Source organism: Thalassotalea sp. PLHSN55, assembly GCF_052030545.1.
Lineage (GTDB): Bacteria > Pseudomonadota > Gammaproteobacteria > Enterobacterales > Alteromonadaceae > CANMXU01.
This window is the reverse complement of record NZ_JBPDIH010000003.1, coordinates 170,017-190,464: the sequence shown is the minus strand read 5'-3', so window position 1 is coordinate 190,464 and position 20,448 is coordinate 170,017. Positions and strand designations below refer to the sequence as shown.

18 protein-coding genes are annotated in these 20,448 nt (G+C 40.5%); 4 read left to right on the top strand and 14 right to left on the bottom strand.

The features are described from left to right. Positions 1 to 3 precede the first annotated feature (3 nt). The 6 genes from pcnB to thpR all read right to left on the bottom strand — a co-directional run bounded on the left by pcnB (position 4) and on the right by thpR (position 5,258). The gene (gene pcnB, locus ACRRSQ_RS06690; RefSeq protein ID WP_440874936.1) at positions 4 to 1,404 is read right to left on the bottom strand and encodes a polynucleotide adenylyltransferase PcnB; all 1,401 of its coding nucleotides are present in this window, start codon (positions 1,402 to 1,404) and stop codon (positions 4 to 6) included. A 132-nt stretch (positions 1,405 to 1,536) separates the two neighbouring features. Beyond that, positions 1,537 to 2,433, bottom strand: a complete 897-nt coding sequence (gene gluQRS, locus ACRRSQ_RS06685; protein WP_440874935.1) for a tRNA glutamyl-Q(34) synthetase GluQRS — start codon at positions 2,431 to 2,433, stop codon at positions 1,537 to 1,539. 14 nt (positions 2,434 to 2,447) lie between these two features. Continuing rightward, entirely contained in the window at positions 2,448 to 2,888 is a 441-nt protein-coding gene (gene dksA / locus ACRRSQ_RS06680; RefSeq protein ID WP_440874934.1) for an RNA polymerase-binding protein DksA, read from the bottom strand. Positions 2,889 to 3,192: 304 nt separating this feature from the next. Further along, positions 3,193 to 3,906, bottom strand: a complete 714-nt coding sequence (gene sfsA / locus ACRRSQ_RS06675; protein WP_440874933.1) for a DNA/RNA nuclease SfsA — start codon at positions 3,904 to 3,906, stop codon at positions 3,193 to 3,195. A 56-nt stretch (positions 3,907 to 3,962) separates the two neighbouring features. Further along, a complete protein-coding gene (locus ACRRSQ_RS06670) occupies positions 3,963 to 4,385 on the bottom strand; it encodes a hypothetical protein (RefSeq protein WP_440874932.1) in 423 nt (140 codons plus the stop codon). 327 nt (positions 4,386 to 4,712) lie between these two features. Next, on the bottom strand, positions 4,713 to 5,258 hold the full coding sequence (gene thpR, locus ACRRSQ_RS06665) for an RNA 2',3'-cyclic phosphodiesterase (protein ID WP_440874931.1): 546 nt from the start codon (positions 5,256 to 5,258) through the stop codon (positions 4,713 to 4,715). 78 nt (positions 5,259 to 5,336) lie between these two features. Between thpR and hrpB the strand changes: the two genes are divergently transcribed. Together hrpB and ACRRSQ_RS06655 are read left to right on the top strand one after the other, a co-directional pair. Then, positions 5,337 to 7,859 (top strand): ATP-dependent helicase HrpB, encoded by a 2,523-nt coding sequence (gene hrpB, locus ACRRSQ_RS06660; RefSeq protein WP_440874930.1) that lies wholly within the window; start codon positions 5,337 to 5,339, stop codon positions 7,857 to 7,859. Positions 7,860 to 7,918: 59 nt separating this feature from the next. Then, entirely contained in the window at positions 7,919 to 8,968 is a 1,050-nt protein-coding gene (locus tag ACRRSQ_RS06655; RefSeq protein WP_440874929.1) for a CNNM domain-containing protein, read from the top strand. A gap of 63 nt (positions 8,969 to 9,031) precedes the next feature. Here the strand turns inward: ACRRSQ_RS06655 and ACRRSQ_RS06650 are convergent, their stop codons facing one another. Then, positions 9,032 to 9,460 (bottom strand): DUF4399 domain-containing protein, encoded by a 429-nt coding sequence (locus ACRRSQ_RS06650; RefSeq protein ID WP_440874928.1) that lies wholly within the window; start codon positions 9,458 to 9,460, stop codon positions 9,032 to 9,034. Positions 9,461 to 9,546: 86 nt separating this feature from the next. Then, positions 9,547 to 10,455 carry a tRNA (adenosine(37)-N6)-dimethylallyltransferase MiaA gene (gene miaA / locus ACRRSQ_RS06645; protein ID WP_440874927.1) on the bottom strand — a complete coding sequence of 303 codons (909 nt, stop codon included), beginning with the start codon at positions 10,453 to 10,455 and terminating at the stop codon, positions 9,547 to 9,549. Positions 10,456 to 10,573: 118 nt separating this feature from the next. On the opposite strand from miaA, the gene mrcB reads away from it, so the two are divergent. Beyond that, positions 10,574 to 12,973, top strand: coding sequence for a penicillin-binding protein 1B (gene mrcB / locus ACRRSQ_RS06640; protein ID WP_440874926.1), 2,400 nt, complete (start codon positions 10,574 to 10,576; stop codon positions 12,971 to 12,973). 116 nt (positions 12,974 to 13,089) lie between these two features. On the opposite strand, the gene ACRRSQ_RS06635 is transcribed toward mrcB, so the two are convergent. From ACRRSQ_RS06635 to ACRRSQ_RS06620, 4 genes are all read right to left on the bottom strand, one after another. Further along, on the bottom strand, positions 13,090 to 14,295 hold the full coding sequence (locus tag ACRRSQ_RS06635; RefSeq protein ID WP_440874925.1) for an alginate export family protein: 1,206 nt from the start codon (positions 14,293 to 14,295) through the stop codon (positions 13,090 to 13,092). 330 nt (positions 14,296 to 14,625) lie between these two features. Further along, positions 14,626 to 15,468, bottom strand: a complete 843-nt coding sequence (locus tag ACRRSQ_RS06630) for an ABC transporter ATP-binding protein (protein WP_440874924.1) — start codon at positions 15,466 to 15,468, stop codon at positions 14,626 to 14,628. A 24-nt stretch (positions 15,469 to 15,492) separates the two neighbouring features. After that, positions 15,493 to 16,419: an ABC transporter permease gene (locus ACRRSQ_RS06625; protein ID WP_440875309.1), complete on the bottom strand. Its 927-nt coding sequence runs from the start codon at positions 16,417 to 16,419 to the stop codon at positions 15,493 to 15,495. A 153-nt stretch (positions 16,420 to 16,572) separates the two neighbouring features. Continuing rightward, complete coding sequence (locus tag ACRRSQ_RS06620; RefSeq protein ID WP_440874923.1) at positions 16,573 to 17,946, bottom strand: CmpA/NrtA family ABC transporter substrate-binding protein; 1,374 nt, start codon at positions 17,944 to 17,946, stop codon at positions 16,573 to 16,575. A 90-nt stretch (positions 17,947 to 18,036) separates the two neighbouring features. Between ACRRSQ_RS06620 and ACRRSQ_RS06615 the strand changes: the two genes are divergently transcribed. Then, the gene (locus tag ACRRSQ_RS06615; RefSeq protein WP_440874922.1) at positions 18,037 to 18,183 is read left to right on the top strand and encodes a hypothetical protein; all 147 of its coding nucleotides are present in this window, start codon (positions 18,037 to 18,039) and stop codon (positions 18,181 to 18,183) included. Positions 18,184 to 18,348: 165 nt separating this feature from the next. On the opposite strand, the gene ACRRSQ_RS06610 is transcribed toward ACRRSQ_RS06615, so the two are convergent. Both ACRRSQ_RS06610 and ACRRSQ_RS06605 read right to left on the bottom strand, forming a co-directional pair. Next, on the bottom strand, positions 18,349 to 18,975 hold the full coding sequence (locus ACRRSQ_RS06610) for an ANTAR domain-containing response regulator (protein WP_440874921.1): 627 nt from the start codon (positions 18,973 to 18,975) through the stop codon (positions 18,349 to 18,351). Between the two features lie 845 nt (positions 18,976 to 19,820). After that, positions 19,821 to 20,393 (bottom strand): YceI family protein, encoded by a 573-nt coding sequence (locus ACRRSQ_RS06605; RefSeq protein ID WP_440874920.1) that lies wholly within the window; start codon positions 20,391 to 20,393, stop codon positions 19,821 to 19,823. Positions 20,394 to 20,448: the final 55 nt, after the last annotated feature.

Genomic DNA, 20,448 nt, shown 5'->3' with positions numbered 1-20,448 from the left:
CGATTAACCGTTATTGTTTGCTGCAGGCTTTCTGCGTTTTCGTGGCGAGCGTCGGGCACTTGTTCCTGAACGATTCGACGCGGTCGCTTTGATCATTTGCTGCTGAGTTTCCGGTGATACATTTTGAAAGTCGGTCCACCATTTTGCTAACTCTGACAATGAGCCTTTAGTATTTTCTGGCAAATTGGCTTCTTCAATTTGGGCGCGTAGCAATAAAAAGTCGTAGCCGGCTCTAAATTTAGGGTGCTCAAATGCTTTGTAGGCACGCTTGCCGTCGCGACGTGCCAATCGCTCTTGTAATATCCAAATGTCTTTCATCACCGTTTGGAATCGTTTAGGGATCGCGATACTTTGTTGCTGGCGTGACATGATAATGCCAAGCGCTTCAAAAAATGCGTCTTGTGGTGACAACTGCGCACTGGCTTTAACTAATTGAATTTGTTGCTGCAACGGGTACCAAAGCAGGGCGGCAAATAAAAATGCCGGTGTAACGCGTTGATTATTGTTAATGCGTTTATCCGTATTCGACATCGCTAAGATAATAAAATCGTTAACATACTGATGTTGTTGCTCAGTTAACATGTCGTTAAGCGCAGGGAAGAAATATTGAAAAATATTGTAGTGGCAAAGGTGCTCAAAATTTGCCACCGCTTTGCCTGAAATAAATAGCTTTAAAAACTCTTCAAACATACGCGCAGCAGGAATGCTTTCTAATAGCGGCGCAAGTTCGTTAATTGGCGCTTCAGTTTCATCACTTATGGTCATATCCAATTTTGTAGCAAAGCGAATTGCGCGCAACATGCGAACAGGATCTTCACGATAACGGGTTTGAGGATCGCCAATTAAGCGGATTTTTTTTGCGTTAATATCGTGCATACCGTTGGCAAAGTCATGTACGGTAAAATCGGTCGCCGAGTAGTACAAGGCATTGATGGTAAAGTCGCGACGTTCTGCATCTTCTTCAATCGAACCATAAATGTTATCACGCAATAGCATGCCTTCATCGTTTTGTTTCGATGTTTTTTGGCAGCTTTGCTCTTTTTTACTGGCATTTTCATGATGACCACGGAAAGTGGCAACTTCAATAATATCGCGACCAAAAACAATGTGCGCTAAGCGAAAGCGGCGGCCGATTAAACGGCAGTTTCTAAACAGTGCTTTAATTTGTTCAGGTGTTGCATTGGTGGCAATATCGAAATCTTTAGGCTCTTTGCCTAATAAAATATCACGCACACCGCCGCCAACTAAGTAGGCCTTATAGCCACCTTTGTTTAGTCGATATAATACTTTTAGCGCGTTGGCGCTAATGAATTTTCGAGAAACTGGGTGTTGATCTCGTGTAAGAACAGTCGGTTGAGCCGTAACGACACCAGCGCCTGAAGAAGCGGGGTTTTTGCTGAACATTTTTTTACACAAATTGATTACGCTTTTGATAATTGTAGACTCTAAAAAGTTGATGAATATATGAATAAAATAGTCGCGCAATGATATAACAGCTAAGCGTAAAAGAGAACGAAAAGCCGCATAATATGGCGATTAAAGTGCTATCTCAGCGACTTTAGGTACATTTTCTCGCTGCCAGTTTTGTACTGCCCATGTAATGATTTCATTTACGCTAGCTAATGCTAATTCAGAATCAGGGCTTTGCCCCAAAAAGTTAAGTGCCGCGATTAAAGCTGGCTGCGGTTTTTCATTGTTGATTGCAGGCGCTTTATTTTGTTTACTTAACTTGTAACCCTCTTCGGTCACGGCAAGAGGAATATGCCCGTACTGTGGTGCTTGGCAAGCTAATATTTGGAAAAAACTGAGTTGCCTTGCGGTTGGCTCTAATAAGTCGAAACCTCGAATAACATGGCTAATGCCTTGGAAAATATCGTCAACGACGCAGGCGAGTTGGTAGGCAAACAAACCATCTTTTCGAAAGACGATAAAGTCTTCTTGAGCAAGCGCTTGGTTGCAGCTGACTTGTCCTTGGATCACATCTTGATATTGATAGATGCCATGCTTATTAATCACGCGTATCGCGCTCTTATTACGATCAAGGTTTAGTGAGCGGCAGTGCCCTTGATAAATACCACCAATAGCTTTTATTTGCGCACGTGTGCATTGACAACAATAACTCAGCTGATGTTTTTTCAGATCGCTAAGCACATCTAAATACAATTCACTTTGTTGGCTTTGGTATAAAACCTGTTCATCCCAGTGCAAACCAAAGGCGTCAAGTGTCGCTAATATTTGCTGACTAGCACCAGCTTGTTCACGCGGTGGGTCGATATCTTCAATGCGAACGAGCCAACGACCATGGTGGTGTTTTGCATCTAAATAACTTGCTAAAGCGGCAACGAGAGAGCCAAAGTGTAATAAACCAGAGGGAGAGGGGGCAAAGCGACCACGATATTGAGACAGTGGTCGCTGACTTAGAGAAAATTTCATGAACCGAGCAGTAATTAACCTGCTAACTGACGCTCTTTAATTTCTGCTAATGTTTTACATTCAATACATAAATCTGCAGTAGGGCGCGCTTCTAAACGACGAATACCTATTTCAATACCACATGATTTACAGAAGCCAAACTCATCTTCTTCGATTAACTGTAATGTTTTTTCGATCTTTTTGATCAACTTACGCTCACGGTCACGGGTACGTAACTCAAGACTGAATTCTTCTTCTTGCGCTGCACGGTCAACAGGGTCAGGAAAGTTCGCTGCTTCGTCTTGCATATGCGTTACAGTACGGTCAACTTCTTCACGAAGCTGAACACGCCAAGCATCTAGAATCTTTTTAAAGTGTTCTAGTTGCTCACCATTCATGTATTCTTCGTTAGCTTTTTCTTTATAAGGTTCTACACCGGCTAGTGCCAAGATACCTAACGCTTTATTTTTTGGCATGCTAAATCTCCTAATGCTACATAGACTAAATTAGGCTTAAACAGTTACGAAATTCGTAATGGCCTTACTTAGTTGCAATTGCCAATTGTTAATCGTCCTAAAATCACAGGACTATATTGAGATGCAAATAGTAAATTTCAAGTCTAAAGCAATAAAAAAGTTTTAGACTCAAATTTATCGAATAAATAATAGCGAAAATTATGGCAGCTATTATTGCCACGGATATTTACAAGCTAGCACTTTTAGCAATTTTTCATAGGGTTCGTCAATAATTATTACTCAATTTTGTCTTTATGGCTATTTATTAGCCAATATTAACTTTTATATGCCTTAATACTTGAATATCGAACCCTTGCTCGACTTTTGAAAATTGTGCTTGATACGCCAATATTTGAACGCCTTGTTGCTTTGCCTCGTTTAATAATTGAGCATATTTTGGGTCAATATGTGCTGCGGCTTGCACCGATTCTATACCGCTATGTAATACTGCAAATAACAAAACCGCACGTTTACCTTGCTGCGCCATTTCAATTAATTCTCGCAAATGTTTTTGACCGCGCGTGCTCACCGCATCAGGAAAGTAACCTTTACCTTGCTCTAATAAAGTGACACTTTTCACTTCGACATAAGTGTCTGGTTTATCTGCGTAGCTGAGTAAAAAATCAATTTTGCTGTTTTCACTGCCGTATTTAACTTCTCGCTTAAGAGTTGAAAAGCCTGAAAGTGAGGTAACAACGTTATTTAATAACGCCTCTTCAACCAACTGGTTTGCTCTAATGGTATTTACGCAAATATGATGGTTATTGCTATCGACACTAATTTCCCAACTAAACGGATATTTTCGTTTTGGATTGTCAGATGTGCTGTACCAAACGGTATTTCCCGGTTCGGCACAGCCGGTCATAGCACCTGTATTGGCGCAGTGTATGGTAGTGATTTCATCATTCGCTAAACGGATATCGGTTAAAAAGCGCTTATATCGTTTAATTAAGGTGGCTGAATGTAAATTCAGTATCATAGTTAATCATCAGTAAAAAATTTGAGATGCAGGTTAGGCAGTTTTAAGCAAAATGGCTAGTTGATTTTACGTTGTTTGTGTTCAAGTAGGAATTCGTCGAGCCACTCTTGGGCGCTATAAGGGTCGCTAAATACGTGAAATGTAAGGTTTACAGATTGATAAATTCGCTTAAGCTGCATTTGTTGTAAATCTGCTTGTGGGCAGTTTTGAATCACACTGGCATTGGCGATCATGCCATGTTCCATGCGGTACTTGGTCACATTAACAATTTCCCGTTCAGCTTCTGGGCTAAACACACCAGCGCCACTATAGGTAACTAACGACGCCCAAGGTTCATTGTTAAAAAGCTGAGTGGCTTTGATCATATCTTGGCTATATTGCTCGATCACTTGGGTATCATGAAAAGGGCTTTTAGCAGCGATAAAAAGAATACTCCCTTTCTTTTCAATCGAATAACTTCCGTGTGCGGTTGAACTCATAATGCGCGCCTTTTAATTTAATGTTGTTATATTAACCTGAGTTCGGTTTAACAAATATTTATCTAGCAGCTACTTTTACTTACTTCCGCGTTAAATCCACTTGCAATAGACCAGCTATTGACGCGTAAATTTGCCTTGAATTAAGCAAAACTAACAAGCTAGATGTTAACATGAAAAATAGAATTCTATATTTCAACGGGTTAAACATCTCTTAAACCGAACTCGGGTTATATTAATACCAACTAAACATTTATTTGCCAAGTAAGCAGTTATTTTAAAAAATGCAAATAAAGCGTTTTAATTATTTATGACATTTGAGAATTAATCTTATTGGTGCAACTGCCATTGCTTAATTGGTTGGTAACGCACGCCAGTGTCTGATGAAATTGACTGATACAAGCTAAAGCTATTGACCGTTATTTCTTGATCAAAACTTATCGATTTGCCACTTAATGTTGTTGCTTTACGAAATACGCTAAGATGAGGCAAGTAGGGCCGTGGCTCTTGAAATACCCCTTCAACCACGGCGGCGACACTTAAGCAGGTGGCTAATTGCGAGAGCCAGCATGGGCATTCCTTTAACCCTAAATACAATACGTTAGGTTCTTTAAATAAGGCTAATTTTGATAAGGTTAATCGGCAATCTTGCTTTTTAAACAGCAAGTTATTGGTTAATTGCTGATTCGCCGTTTGTGCTTTTAACAGCAACTCTTGTTGTTGTTTTGCGTTGACGTTGCCTAAAAATGCCAAGGTAATATGAAAATTTTCAGGTGCAATGGCTTTAAATGGTAAGTCGAGTTGATCGCGCCAATTGGCGATCATTTCTTTATCGTTATCATTAATATCTAAAGCAAAAAATAATCGACTTAACATAAAAGAAATCACCACTTTTGAAAAAAATATTCGTTTGAATGTTATTATAGTCGTTTTCGTCTATTCGCACTTTTTTTCATGACCACAACTTTACCTGTTGAAGCTATTAAAGCTGAATTTTTACAACGTTTGGTTAATCACAATACCTTAGTGTTATCCGCACCACCGGGAGCGGGAAAGTCGACGTGTTTGCCTTTGTGGTTACTTGATTTGCCAGCGCTTTGCGGTCAAAAAATATATTTATTGCAACCTCGCCGCGTGGCCGCAAAAAATATTGCCTGCTTTTTGGCGCAGCAGCTGGGGGAAAAGGTTGGCCAACGTGTTGGTTATCGTCTAAGAAATGACAGTAAAGTCTCACAACATACCCAAATTGAAGTGATCACCGAAGGAATTTTGACCCAAATTATTCAAGCTGATCCCGAAATTGCCGATTGCGGACTGATCATTTTAGATGAATTTCATGAACGTTCACTCAATGGAGATTTAGCACTGGCGTTGGCGTTAGATATTCAGCAAGGTCTGCGCGACGATTTGAAAATATTGTTAATGTCGGCAACCTTGGCGGTTGATGATATTTTATCAAAACTGCCTGACGCCTATTACTTAAAAAGTGAAGGACGCAGTTTTACGGTTGATATTGAATTTCAACCACCAAGTAATTCGAGAATTTGGCGAGATCATGCGCTGAGTGTTATTAAGCAAACAGTATTAACCCATCAAGGCTCAACACTAGTCTTTTTACCCGGCGCTGGCGATATTCGCTTTTTAGTTGAGCGCTTAACTCCATTAATGCCAGCGCATATTCATATCTGCCCGTTATTTGGCGAACTCAGTTTAGCTGAGCAACAACAGGCGATAGCACCTGCGCCCGCAGGTCAACAAAAATTAGTATTAGCCACCAACATTGCAGAAACCAGTTTAACCATTGATGGCGTTAATCTTGTTATCGACTGTGGTTTAGAAAAAGTGGCGAAATATGATGCCCAGTCGATGACGAATAAACTGCAGCAGCAAGCGATTTGTAAAGCTTCGGCTATTCAACGTGCCGGCCGCGCAGGACGACTAATGCCGGGCAAGTGTATTCGATTATTTAGCGAAGAAGATTTTGAGCGCAGAAGTGCCAATGCAGCAAGTGAAATTCAACAAGCCGATTTATTGCCACTGTTAATCGAAGCGGCCCGTTGGGGCGTATCGGCATTGCACGAGCTGCCCTTAATTGAGCGGCCATTATTAACCAAAGAAGACCAAGCGTGGCAAGAGCTCATTGCGCTAAATATTATCGATCAGAAACGCAGGTTAACCTCGCATGGCGAAACCGTAAGCCAATTAGCCACGCATCCGCGTTTTGCTCATATGATTTGTCAGGCGAAGGCGCTAGAGCCTAAACAACAAGGTTTAACCGCATTAGCATGCTTGATTGCCGCGTTACTGGAAGAGCGCGATATTTTTTCAAGTCAACAAGCACAATTAGATTGTGACCTTCGTCATCGACTGGATGTGCTTGTTCAGCCAAATGCTAACAAGCAAGGGCGATATCAACGAATCTTAAAACAAGCTACTCGGCTTAGGCAGCAAGTCAAATGCAAAGAAAGCCAACCATTAACTTCGTTGATTCAATATGCTGGCTTATTGCTCGCGTTAGCCTATCCAGAGCGTATTGCGCAAAAACGGAGCAAATTAGGTGAATACCTTGCGCAAAATGGTAAAGGCTTTGCCATGCAGCTTGAAGATGCCCTGGCCGATGAAGTGTATATTGTTGCCGCACATATTAGCGCCTTTAAGCAGACAATGACGATACGTTTAGCGGCACCGGTAGACCTTATTTTACTGGAGCAATGGCAAGTAATAACGCCTAGTGAAGACGCTTTATTAGCGTATGATGTTCAGCAGGATAAAATTATTGCTGAGCATCAGCAAAAACTTGGCGCAATAGTCTTAAATAGAAAACCGCTAAATTCTGTAACTGATCAGCAGCGCGCCAGTTTATGGCAGCAGCAAGTGGCTAAAAATGGATTAGCGTGGCTAAAATTACCAGAGCAAGTGCAAAGCTTATTACTGCGTTGGCGTTGGCTCAATAACTTTTGTTCGTCAGTTGATTTTCCATTGGCCGACGATGAAAGTTTAATGGCAAATTTACCGACGTGGTTTACACCATTTGTTGGTCAGGTGAAAAATAAACAACAGTTGCAAAAGCTTGATTTTCAGCCAATGCTAATGTCACTACTTGATTATCAGCAGCAACAACAATTTGCTAAGTTGGCGCCGACGCACTTTATCGGTCCGACTGGGCGAAAATGCATGATCAGATACAATGAGCAAAAATCGCCGACCGTATCTTTGCCAATGCAAGAGTTATACGGACAAAAAATAACCCCTAGTGTTGGCGACATTAATAATAATAACGCTATTGCTTTGGTTTTGGAGTTATTGTCACCTGCACAACGCCCAATCCAAGTGACACAAGACTTACCGACGTTTTGGCAAGGGAGCTATCGCGCTGTACAAAAAGATATGAAAGCACGCTACCCTAAGCACTATTGGCCAGATGATCCCGCAAATGCCGAGCCGACCAATAAAACCAAGCGTCATATATTGAAATGAGTTGCCACAAACCCTATTATCTATTTTTATTTTGTTCTTAAAGGACACTGTCACAACTAATGACACTATTATTTATCTACCTAGGGGTTGCTATTGGCGTCTCCTTTTTATGTTCCATCCTTGAAGCTGTGTTGCTTTCTATTTCACCAAGCTTTGTTGCTAACTTACAAGAAAAGTCACCTAAACATGGAAAAATGGTCACTAAAGTTAAGCAAAATTTAGATCAGTCTATTTCTAGCATTCTTATTTTAAATACCTTCGCTCATACTATGGGAGCCGCAGGTGTCGGCGCACAAGCTTTAAAAGTATTTGGCGAAGAAAGTGAAACCATAGTGGCGCTCGTCTTAACCCTTGCCATTTTATACTTTTCTGAAATTATTCCTAAAACATTAGGGGCGAATTTTTGGCGTTCATTAGCGGTACCATCAGCTTATATTATTAGCTTTTTGGTGAAACTGGTCTTTCCGCTAGTTTGGTTATCTTCACAGTTAACGAAACTCTTTAGCAGCGGCAAAAATGATACGATTAGTCGTGATGAGGTTTTAGCGTTTACTGCACTAAGCCATAAAGGAGGTGCGATTGCAGGACAAGAAAATCAATTGGTGAATAATATTCTTGGTTTAAAACACGCAAAAACCGAAGATATTTTAACGCCACGTACGGTGATGCACACCTTAGATGAAAACACTACAGTATCGCAGGCGATTGAAGCAGAACAAACGTCAATTTTTACCCGCATTCCTGTTTATCAAGAATCGACCGACAATATTACCGGTGTGATATTAAAAGCGCACTTGTATGAACAAGAACGACAAGGCAAAGGCGATGTTGCTATTAAAGAGATATTAATGCCGTTATATCGGGTCTCGGAAAGTTTTCCTGTACTCAATTTGCTCGATTTATTTATCAAACGACAAGAGCATATATTTTTAGTTGAAGATCATTTTGGACAAACGGCTGGTATTGTCACGCTTGAAGATTGTATCGAAACCTTGCTCGGTCGCGAAATTATTGACGAAAGTGATCAAGTTGAAGATTTACAACAGCTGGCTAAATCTAAATTTAGAGAGCGGCTAAAGCGTATTAAAGACCAAGAAGACAATAATTAATTACTGTCTGCTTGATAGCTAAAACCTACCAACAGTTTATATTGTTAGTAGGTTTTTTTATGCTTATTTAACCGTAATGGTGATCTTTTTCGACATGACAGGTTGCTTGTGTGGCACATGCGCATGATTGCCCAATACTAGCTGTAAGGTATGTTTACCTGGGCTTAAGTTTAATGTCGTTTCAGTTTGACCGCCGCCAAAATGCTTAATTTTATCGGTAGCCGGTAACGGCTTAGTTAAATCGGGTAAGGTATCGGTATCAATTAAAATATGGTGATGACCGGTATTTTTTCGTTCAACCCCAGCAGGTGCAACTCCCATGCCCGACAAACCAAAAGTCACCTTCACGGGTGATGAAACTGTTGCGCCATTTTGCGGTGAAATAATATAAACACTGGCTTTAGGTGCATGTGCTTTTTCATGTTGATGTGCCATTGCCATAGGCGAAATATTTGCCAGTAATAGTGAGGCAAGTAATAGCGACTTTTTCATAATAATTCCTTTATTTGGAAGATAATTGATGTGCGCTATAGCATAGTGAAATTTGTGATCAAAATCACATAAAAATCGATAAACAATTAACGATGCGCGTTTGTAATTGCCGCTAAGGCTTGTGGTAAATTCGCTTGCTCGCCAGTTAAGTGATTGATGGTAAAACCATTGCGTTCTAGGCGTCTTAACCAGGTATCTTGTTTTTTGGCAAACTGATGTATTGCCGAATTAAGCTTTTGAAACATATCGTTTTTACTTATCTTTCCTTGTAGATATTGCGCAATAAATCGGTATTCCAAACCATAAAACTCGAGCGTTTGCCAAGCAACACCTTGTTGATGCAGCTGCTCAACTTCTTCGATTAAGCCTTGTTCTAACCTTTCTTTTAGACGACTTGTAATACGCTGGCGCAGAACTTCTCGTGGCCAATCAATGGCAAAAATGAACGGTTTAATTTCTGGAAATGGTGGTAATTTAGCATTTGCTGCTTGTTCGCCTTGCGCAATTTCAATGGCGCGTACTAAGCGCTCTCGCTCTATAAGATCAGTGGTATTGTGCAACTGAGGTTTTAATTGCTGTAACTTTTCCACCAAGCTTTGGTGGCTTTGCGGGGCTAATTTAGCTCTTAATGCTGGGTTTTCTGGTACTTCAATTAAACGATAGCCTTTTAAAATAGCGTCAACATAAAGCGCAGAACCGCCGGCTAAAATGGCTAATTTGTTACGCTGGTTAATGTCTTCAAACGCTTCAACAAAGTGGCCTTGAAAATCAAAAATATTGTACTCATAACCTGGGTCGACAATATCAATTAAATGATAAGGAATTTCTTGGTATTCGGCTAAATCTTTACCGCTGCCTAAATCGAGACCACGATAAACTTGCCTAGAGTCAGCTGAGATCACTTCGCCATTGAATTGCCGTGCTAATTCTACCGCAAGTTTGGTTTTACCTGAGGCGGTTGCGCCAAGAACGACTAATAAATTGAACGATGACATAATAGGGAGGTTAACTCAGAACTTAGGTAGCGTGATTATACCTGTTATCGCACTTACATTAAATAAACCCTTAGCGGGAAATATATTTCGCTAGAGGAAAGTGCTGTGCTGCTTTATCATGTGGAAGTTTCTCATCCAACTCGATACAAATTACAAGGTTATGGTCAGTAAAACTCCCACGAAAAAAACATCGTCGAGTGCCAAAAAAAGCGCAGCCAAGCCGGCAAAAAAAACAACGGTTAACAATAACCCACCGTCAAATTCAAAGCTGCGTTGGTGTGTAGTTACAGCATTTAAGTTAGCGTTAGTCATGCTGTTAGCGATTGTTATTTATGTCATTTATCTTGACGGTAAAGTACGCAATACCTTTGAAGGTCAACGCTGGCAAATCCCCGTACAAGTGTTTGGTCAAATCGAAACGATTACTTCGGGCATGCCACTAAACTTGCAGCATTTGCGCAAATCACTCGATTATGCCGGTTATCGCAAAGTTGCGCAGGTAAAACGCGCCGGTGAATATGCCTTGTCTAACCAACGCATTATTATTTATCGCAATAGTTTTGATTTTGGCTATGGTATGGAGCCAGCTGTAGAGCTAACCATTAATGTTAACAGCGGCGTAGTTGAACGTGTTTTTCAAGCACAGTTTGAAGTTGAAAGTGTTCAACTAGAGCCGGTATTTATTGACCGAATTTTACCTGAAAGCAAAGAAGATCGGGTATTAGTTGCGCTAGAAACAGTGCCAGAACAGCTTATTGACAGTTTATTATTGGTAGAAGATCGCGACTTTTATTTTCATCATGGCGTTTCACCATTAGGCATAATTAGGGCGTTAATTACTAATATTAGTGCCGGTAGAACGGTACAGGGCGGCAGTACCTTAACTCAGCAGTTAGTTAAAAATATGTTTTTAACGCGCGAGAAAACCCTGACACGCAAAATTAATGAAGCCTTTATGGCGCTGATTTTAGAATATCGCTACAGCAAAGATCAGCTATTAGAAGCCTATTTAAACGAAGTGTATCTTGGACAGCATTACGCGAACGGTATTTATGGCTTTGGTTTGGCGGCTCAATTTTATTTTGGTCAACCGATCCAGTCACTCACCCCTGCGCAAATGGCGCTATTAATTGGTCAAGTTAAAGGGCCAAGTTATTACGATCCTTGGCGCTTTCCCGAGCGCGCGAAAAAGCGTCGCGATTTGATTTTACGCTTGATGTTTGAACAAAATTATTTGACCAAAAACGCCTTTGTTGATGCGGTTGAATCTGACTTATCGATTCGACATAGCCGCCGTTTAGTCAAGCAAAAATATCCAGCCTATATGCAAAAAGTAAAAAGCGAGCTGGCACAAATACTCGACCCACAAAGTCAGCAAACTGGCATTCGTGTTTTTACGGGCTTTTCATTGTTTAGCCAATTAAGTGCTGAACAAACGGTGCGCGAGCAACTAGCTGCATTGGAAAAAAGCCACCAAGAAAATAATTTACAGGCGGCGATGGTTATTACCGATATCGAAACAGCCGAAGTTAGAGCCATTGTTGGTGGCAGAGAAAGCGGCTATGCCGGATTTAACCGCGCTTTACATGCTCAGCGACCAATTGGCTCATTAATCAAACCCGCGGTATTTTTGGCCGCGCTAGAGCGCTACGAGCAATATAATTTTGCCACCATTTTAAAAGATGAAAAAATTGTCTTAACTAGCGATAGCGGTAAAGAGTGGCAACCAAAAAATTACGACGGTAAATATCGTGGACAAGTTAACTTAATTGACGCCCTAGTACAATCGCTCAATATTCCAACCGTTAATTTGGGCATGAGTTTAGGGCTGGAAAGTGTTGCCAATGCGGTGCACCTTTTAGGTTATCAACAAGATATTGTTACTCGTCCGTCGTTACTGCTTGGCGCGATAAATATGTCACCTTGGCAAGTTAATCAACTTTACTTGCCGCTTGTGGGTCAAGGGCAATACTTGCAGGCTCATGTTATTAATCAGGTAATATCTGCCAAAGGTGAAACCTTGTATGCCTTTGAGCAAATCAAAGAGCAAAGGTTATCTGACAATGGTGCCTTTTTAATTGATCACGCCTTACAGCAAGTTACTAAAACCGGTACAGCACGCTCACTGACTTGGCGGCTAAAAGACAAGCAGCTAGGCGGAAAAACGGGTACCAGTAATGAGCAGCGCGACAGCTGGTTTGTCGGTTACGATCAACAACATTTGGTGACCACTTGGCTTGGCCACGACGATAACCAAACAACAGCATTAACTGGCAGCAGTGGCGCTTTGGTATTGTTTGCTAATTTTATGAAAAAACAAGGTGTGGTTGATTTAGTGCCAACAGCGCCAAGTAGTATAGTGTGGCAAAAGTTTGAAAAAATCAGTGGTCATGCAGTGGAAGAAAATTGCCAAGACACCATTGAATTGCCGACAGTAAATTGGAACATTAAACTTCAGCCTTGCCAGCAAAAAGCAGAAGAGCCAAAATCTTGGTTTGAAAAACTATTTAGTGATTAGCGAAAAGCGGCAAGTTAGAAGTGTGAAGTTGCAAGTTGGAAGTTAAAAGCTACAAGTTAGAAGTAAAAAGCCGCAGCTTATCGCTTGCGGCTTATCACTTGCAGCTTAAAGTTGGCTTAGAACTTAGCTGTTAACCAAACCCAAACTTTATCGGTATCAACTTTGCCTGCACCAGCATCACCCGCTGAGTACGCCGCAAATTTAATACCACCGCTTAACATTTTGTTAAATGGGCGAGCGTAGAGTGCGTTAATTTCACTACCTAAGTCATCTACTGTAGCACTAGCATCATCAGCAGAAAAATCGTGATAAGTAACTGCCCACTTACCTGAAAGTGCCTTACCTGAAAGTGATACATAAAGGTCTGCTAAACCTTCTTTTGGTGTTGATAAGAATTGATCTGACCAACCATTAAATTTATGTAACGTCGCTAGTGGCGTAGAAAAACCATACATGCCATCGTCAGAGCCTAATACTTCGTAACCTAACTTAGCTGTAACACCGCTAAAACCTGCACCGATTTCAGCTAACATGTAGTCAGCACTGTACGACATATCGGCAGAGTCAGCATCTTGAGTTGCGTATTCAAGTTGGTAGCTAATTTTAGTGCTATCAAGTTTTGTTGCGCCGGTAAAACTTGCGCCGTAAGTATCTAGACCATTTGAAATGCCGTTATCTACTTCAAGTAAATAACCGTATGCAGTAAGTTTACCGACGCTAGTTTTATATGAAGCATTCAGTAAGTGATCTTTTGAATCAAGATCTTTAGCTTCTGCAAAAATACGATTACGTTGGGTAATGTAGCCGTAGTTTAGTGTTAAATCGTCAGCAGCATACGCAAAAGTTGCACCATCAAAGGTTTGTCTATCTTGTCTCCAACCCACATGACCAACAAAACGGTGGCCGTCGAAGGTGATAACTTGACGACCAAGTTTAGCGGTTACGCCATCGGCTTTGTATTGAACAAAGGCTTGGTCTAATTCTGTTGTTTCTGGGTCAGCAATTACTGAATGGTCACCATTGTTGCCAACCGTATCATTGTAGCTATCCATGCCTAATACTTGACGTGAATCTTCAAATTCAATCACAGCTGAAAGGTTGTTGTAATCACCTGTAGCTAACGTCACGCGAGTACGTAAAGTTAATGCATCAGCATCTTTTAAGGCGTTATCTTGCGAGACAGACTCGTAACGTAAGTTCATGTCAGTTTTAACGGTAGACGCTGAAAGCGCATCAGCTAAGCTCGCTTCTGCATAACTTAATTGAGAGAACGATGCCGTACCTGCAAGCAATAATGCTAAAGTTGTTTTATTGAATTTCATGTAAGTGTTTAACTCCGTTAGTTTATTTTAAATATAAGAGCGTATTGGTCTTTGTGGTATGAATTTTGTCCAATTTAAACGCTTTCTGATCGCGGCACTAACTTGAAGGCATAGTGATTCTATGTCTAAAGTTAGTAACAAAGAGCAGGAAGCGTTTAAATGGCTCCTTCGGACAGCGTTTGTTTGCCATTTCTACTGCGTTATCACTCATTTATGTAGAATAACTACACGACAATCGCTCTGCCTTGTATAAATGGAAAACAATTCGCTGAAAAAACATACACCAAAGGTCAACACGCTCTAGTCTTTTATTGTTATAAGGTATTTCGATTAGCTAGACGCCGCAGAGCTTGTTTGTTTTTCTGCCGGTTTATGCAGTTCAAACTTTTCTACTTTACGCTGCTTCTCGTATAAAAATTTTAAAACTTCTGAGCGAAGACGGTTATATTCTGGATCTTTGGCAAGGGCTAAACGATTGCGTGGGCGAGGAATATTAATATCTAATATTTCACCAACAGTCGCTTCTGGGCCATTTGTCATCATAACGATGCGATCTGAGAGTAATACCGCTTCGTCAACATCATGAGTGATCATAATGACACTATTATTAAGCTCTTGTTGAATTTCCATTAATGAGTCTTGCATGTGGGCACGTGTTAAAGCGTCAAGTGCACCAAAAGGTTCATCCATCAATAAAATTTCTGGTTGCATTGCTAATGCGCGGGCAATACCAACACGTTGCTGCATACCACCTGAGATTTCATTAGGACGTTTGTGCATGGCATGATCCATATGCACTAATTTTAAGTTGTATTCGATCCATTCCTTTTTTTCAGCTTTACTTTTGCTCTTGCCAAACACTTGTTCAACTGCCAGTTCAACGTTTTGGTAAGAGGTTAACCAAGGTAACAATGAGTGGTTTTGAAACACTACTGCACGTTCTGGACCCGGCTCTTTTACTTCTTTGTTATTAAGCAATACGCCGCCAGTTGTTGCTTGATAAAGACCCGCAACAATATTTAAAACCGTTGATTTACCACAACCAGAATGACCGATTAATGAAATGAACTCGTTTTTCTTTAGTTGTAAATCAACGTCTTTTAGTGCTGTAAATCCGCCATTATCGGTAGGGAAAACCATATCAATGTGGCTAATGTTTAATAGTGTACTCATAATGAAACCTCATAGTTTAAGCTGTTAAATACTGCCGTTTTGTTTATCCCACGAAACTAGCTGCTGAATTTTTAGCATGGCTCTGTCTAGTAAAAAGCCAATGAAACCAATCACAATTACCGCTGCCATAATGCGAGCGAGTGATTCTGAACTACCGTTTTGGAACTCGTCCCAAACGAATTTTCCTAAACCAGGGTTTTGCGCAAGCATTTCTGCGGCAATTAGTACCATCCACGCAACGCTTAGTGATAAGCGCATACCGGTGAAAATCATCGGAATAGAAGCGGGTAGGACAATTTTTTTGATATGGGTTAGGGTTGAAAGACGCAATACGCGGCTAACGTTTTGTAAATCTTTATCGATGCTTGAAACACCAATTGCGGTGTTAATCACCATAGGCCACAAGCTACATAGACTTACTGTGATCATTGAATTTAGGAATGATTTTGAAATCATCGGGTCTGCGCTAACATAAACCGCACTGACCACCATAGTAACCAATGGCAACCAAGCTAATGGAGACACAGGTTTAAATATTTGAATAATCGGGTTTACTGCTGCGCTTAAATATTTATTTAGCCCGAGCGCTATGCCAAATGGAATGGCAATAAATGCTGCGGCTAAAAATCCGCTCATTACGGTAATTAGGCTGGTAATAATTTGGTCAAAAAAGGTTTCCTTACCGGTATAGTTTCTTACCTTAGGTACATAGTTAGGATCTTTTGCAACACGATCAGCATTGCGTTTTTCTTGACGTTCATAAAATGCGTTTGCTTTTTCTCGTTCGTCAACATGCTCTTGGTATAAGCTTGAAAACTGCGTTAATACGGCGCTTGGACCAGGAAACTTACCCAGCGATGTATCTATTTTTTGCGCACTAAACGACCAAAGAATAAGGAAAACCAAAATGCCGACGACTGGCAATAAGGCGACCTTTAAAAAGCGCGCCATCTTTCTTTGAGAAAGTGTTTTAAGATAATCTAACAGTGAAAACTGCTGGGTTATTTGAGCAATAGTTGTCATGAATTTATTCTCCGATATCTGGTAATGGGTGGCTGAATTGCTGTGTTACAGAATGTCAGCCACCTTAAAGAAAGTGACAAATTAAAGTTTGTCGCCTTCTTTTAAGCCAATGGCAAAAGTATTGATGTAAGCGTTTGGCGTTTTACCGTTGTAAACGATGTTATCGATGAAATGAGTTTGTGGTGCGCGGTAACCGTCTTCTTTAGCAAAGTCTGGGAAGTCTGACGCCTTCATTAACTTGTCTTTTACTAACGAGTTAGCTGCAACTTTGTAAATGTCTGGGCGATACACTTTTTTTGCTAAATCGTGGTACCAGTCATCGCTTTTATCTTCAGAGATTTGTCCCCAACGACGCATTTGCGTTAAGTACCAAATCGCATCTGAGTAATACGGGTAGGTCGCGTTATGACGGAAAAATACGTTGAAATCTGGTACTGGACGAGCATCGCCTTTTTCATATTCAAACGTACCAGTCATGCTGTTAGCAATTACGTCGTAGTCAGCACCAACATAGTTAGATTGTGAAAGAATTTTAACAGCAGCAGGGCGGTTAGCATTGTTGTTTTCGTCTAACCATTTAGCGGCGCGAATCAGTGCACGTGTTAAACGTATAGTCGTATTCGGGTACTTAGTGGCAAATTCTTCAGTAATACCAAATACTTTTTCTGGGTTGTTTTTCCAAATTTCGTAATCGGTAACCACAGGTACGCCAATATCTTTAAATACCGCTTGTTGGTTCCATGGTTCGCCCACACAGTAGCCGTAAATAGTACCGGCTTCTAATGTTGCTGGCATTTGCGGTGGTGGTGTTACCGAAAGTAAGGCTTGTGCGTCAATTTTACCAGCGGTGTCACCTTTGTGCGGTGCGTAAAAACCCGGGTGAATACCACCGGCGGCTAACCAGTAACGTAATTCGTAGTTATGAGTAGAAACCGGGAATACCATGCCCATGTTAAATGGCTTACCTTGCTCTGTGTATTTTTCTACTACAGGTTTTAGGGCGTCAGCTTTAATTGGGTGAACGGGTTTACCGTCGGCTTGTTTTGGAATATTTGGCTTCATTTGCTCCCAAATATCATTTGAAACTGTAATCGCGTTACCGTTTAAGTCCATTGAAAACGGGGTAATAATGTTAGCTTTAGTGCCGTAACCCATTGTTGCGGCAATAGGTTGGCCGGCAAGCATGTGTGCGCCATCTAAACGACCATCAATTACGCCATCAAGCAAAACTTTCCAGTTTGCTTGTGCTTCGATGGTGACATATAAACCTTCGTCTTCGAAGTAACCATTTTCGTAGGCGATTGCAATCGGTGCCATGTCAGTAAGTTTAATAAAGCCAAATTTTAGCTCTTCTTTTTCTGGGTAACCCAATTCGTCAGCGTGACTCATGGGTGTCAGTAGAGAAGAAAAAACCAGGACCGCGCTAGCGACTTTGCATGCTTTTAACCAGTTCATTAATACCTTCCTATATGTTTTTATTTAAAATTAAGTAAAAAATTTCAAAAAAAAACGCCCATCGCCTTTTCTTCTTAAGAAGAAAAAGTGATGAGCGCCTTTGCTCGAATTCTTGGCAGCTATGCCAAACACCGACTTGCGAATATGTCGCTTTTAGTGTGTAAAATTACTCGCGCCATTGCGGGCAATTTTATTTGCTCTATTGAGCTAATTCTTGGTCAAGCTAATCGCCATTGATAACTTGATGCTTTGAGTATAACTTTGCAGCTTGTGTGCCACTTGTCTTTAGTTACTGTATTTATTGGCTTTTATTTTATTTTTGCTTGTTTTTACTTGCGTAAAACTTGTTATTTGCACTATTGATAATCTTTACCTGCACCATTTATTAACAAGCCATGTACATTAATTTGTCGCCAGTAATTCCCAGACATCGATAACACTTTTTGAAATAGCCGCCATGGTTTGCCCTTTGTCCATTGCCATTTTTCTTAATGCCTTAAATGCTTGTTGTTCATTTAAGTTTTTTTGTTCCATTAAAATGCCTTTGGCTTTTTCCAATATTTTGCGATTTTCCAGTTCGGTTTTTGTCTCAACTAACTCCTGACGTAATGCTTGGTAGTTTTGAAAACGTGCATAAGCCACTTCAATAATGCTTTTTAATCGCTGTGGCTGAATATCGTCAACTATATAAGCACTTACCCCAGCACTAACAGAACTCTCAATGGTTTCTGGGGTATGCTTTTCAGCGAACATAATAATAGGATACGGTGAAATAGCGTGCAGTTTCACTAGTTGCTCTAACGTTTGCTCGTCCGGAATGTCGGTGCCAATAACAATAATATCTGGCGTTACTGCTTCAACTTGCGCAGATAAGTTCTGACAGTTATGCAGTTCGGCGACAATTTGATAACCAAAGTCATTGAGTGCGCGACGCAAGATAGAGCGTCGATGTGATATTGCATCGATAAGAATAATTTTTGCCTGATCCGATGGCATAAAGTTTTTACTTTGTTTGTGTTTTTGCGTCATAGCTTTACATCACCCTAAGTTAACCTGAGCTCGGCTTAATAAATACTTCTCTAGCCACTACTTTTACTTACTTCAGCGTTAAATTTACTTGCAAAGGACTAGAGCGTGTTGATCTTTGCTGTTTGAATTTTGTTCGAGATAAAAGCGTTTTAATCGCGGCGTGAGGTTTGTTGCCTAGTCATCTAAGCAAAACACCTCACACAGGTTACTAGTTCCAAACGTAACCTAAGTACCTACATCCATGTAGGCAACAAAGAGTAAAAAGCTTTTAGCCGAATCCTTCGGACAGCGTATGTTGTCATTTATACGGTGTTGGTGCTTTATCATGTGGAATAACCACACATCAAAAGCACCGCCTTGTATAAATACCCAACAAACTGCTGCAAAAACAAACTTGAAAGTTCAACACGCTCTAGCCATTGACGCGTAAACTTGCCTTGAATTAAGCAAAACTAGCTAGAGGTTAACTTGAAAATATAAATATATATTTCAATTAGCTAAATATCTCTTAAACCAAGTTCAGGTTAAGTTAATAAACCACCTAAGGTTTTGATACTCTTAGTTGTAACCTCTGTTTAACTAATACAAACTAAAGCAAAGCGCGAGCCAGATTTTATATTTCATTAAAATCAGTGTGTTAAGTGTTTTTGGGTGGAGTGGTTTACTTAAGGATGCCCAATAGTTACTCTGGAAAAGCCATCAAAGCACAAGTTCAGTGCAAAAAGCGCTTAGTGAAAAAATTGTGGCAAGTGTGGAAATTTTATTAAGAAAGTCAGCGATAATTACCTTACTTTGAAGAGTAATTATCGCCAGTGAAAATTTAGCTATTATCTATTGGTAAGTCGTTATTTACGAATACCTTCGATGTGTAAGCTAATATCAACATGCGTTGATTTTGGCCCTAAATTGGCTTTAATGCCGAAGTCTTTTAGGCCAATAGTGGTCGTGCCGCTAAAACCTACGCGATAGCCGCCCCACGGATCTTTACCTTCACCAATTTTAACCGCATCGATAGCAATTTCTTTGCTAACACCGTGTAAGGTGAATGTACCTTTAACCAGTAATTTATTATCACCTTGGTCGGTAATCGATGAGCTGACAAATTTGGCATTGCTAAACTTATCTACGTTTAAGTATTTGCCGCCACGTAAATGTTTATCACGCTCGCTGTGGTTAGAGTTTACGCTGGTGGTATCAATATTTACTTCAATTTTTGCATCGGCAAGGTTGTCAGCATCGTAACTAAAATTGCCGCTGAAGGTATCGAATCGACCCGTTAACCAGCTATAACCTAAATGCTGAATTTTAAAGTTAATTGATGCATGCGCACCTTTAGTATCAATCACATAGTCTGCGGCTTGGCTAAGTGGTGCCAATAAACTGCTGGCAAATAGTGACGCTAATAAAATTTTTTTCATGTGCTCTCCGTTGTATCGTGAATTATTTGTTTTACTCGTTTTAGTTAACTTATTT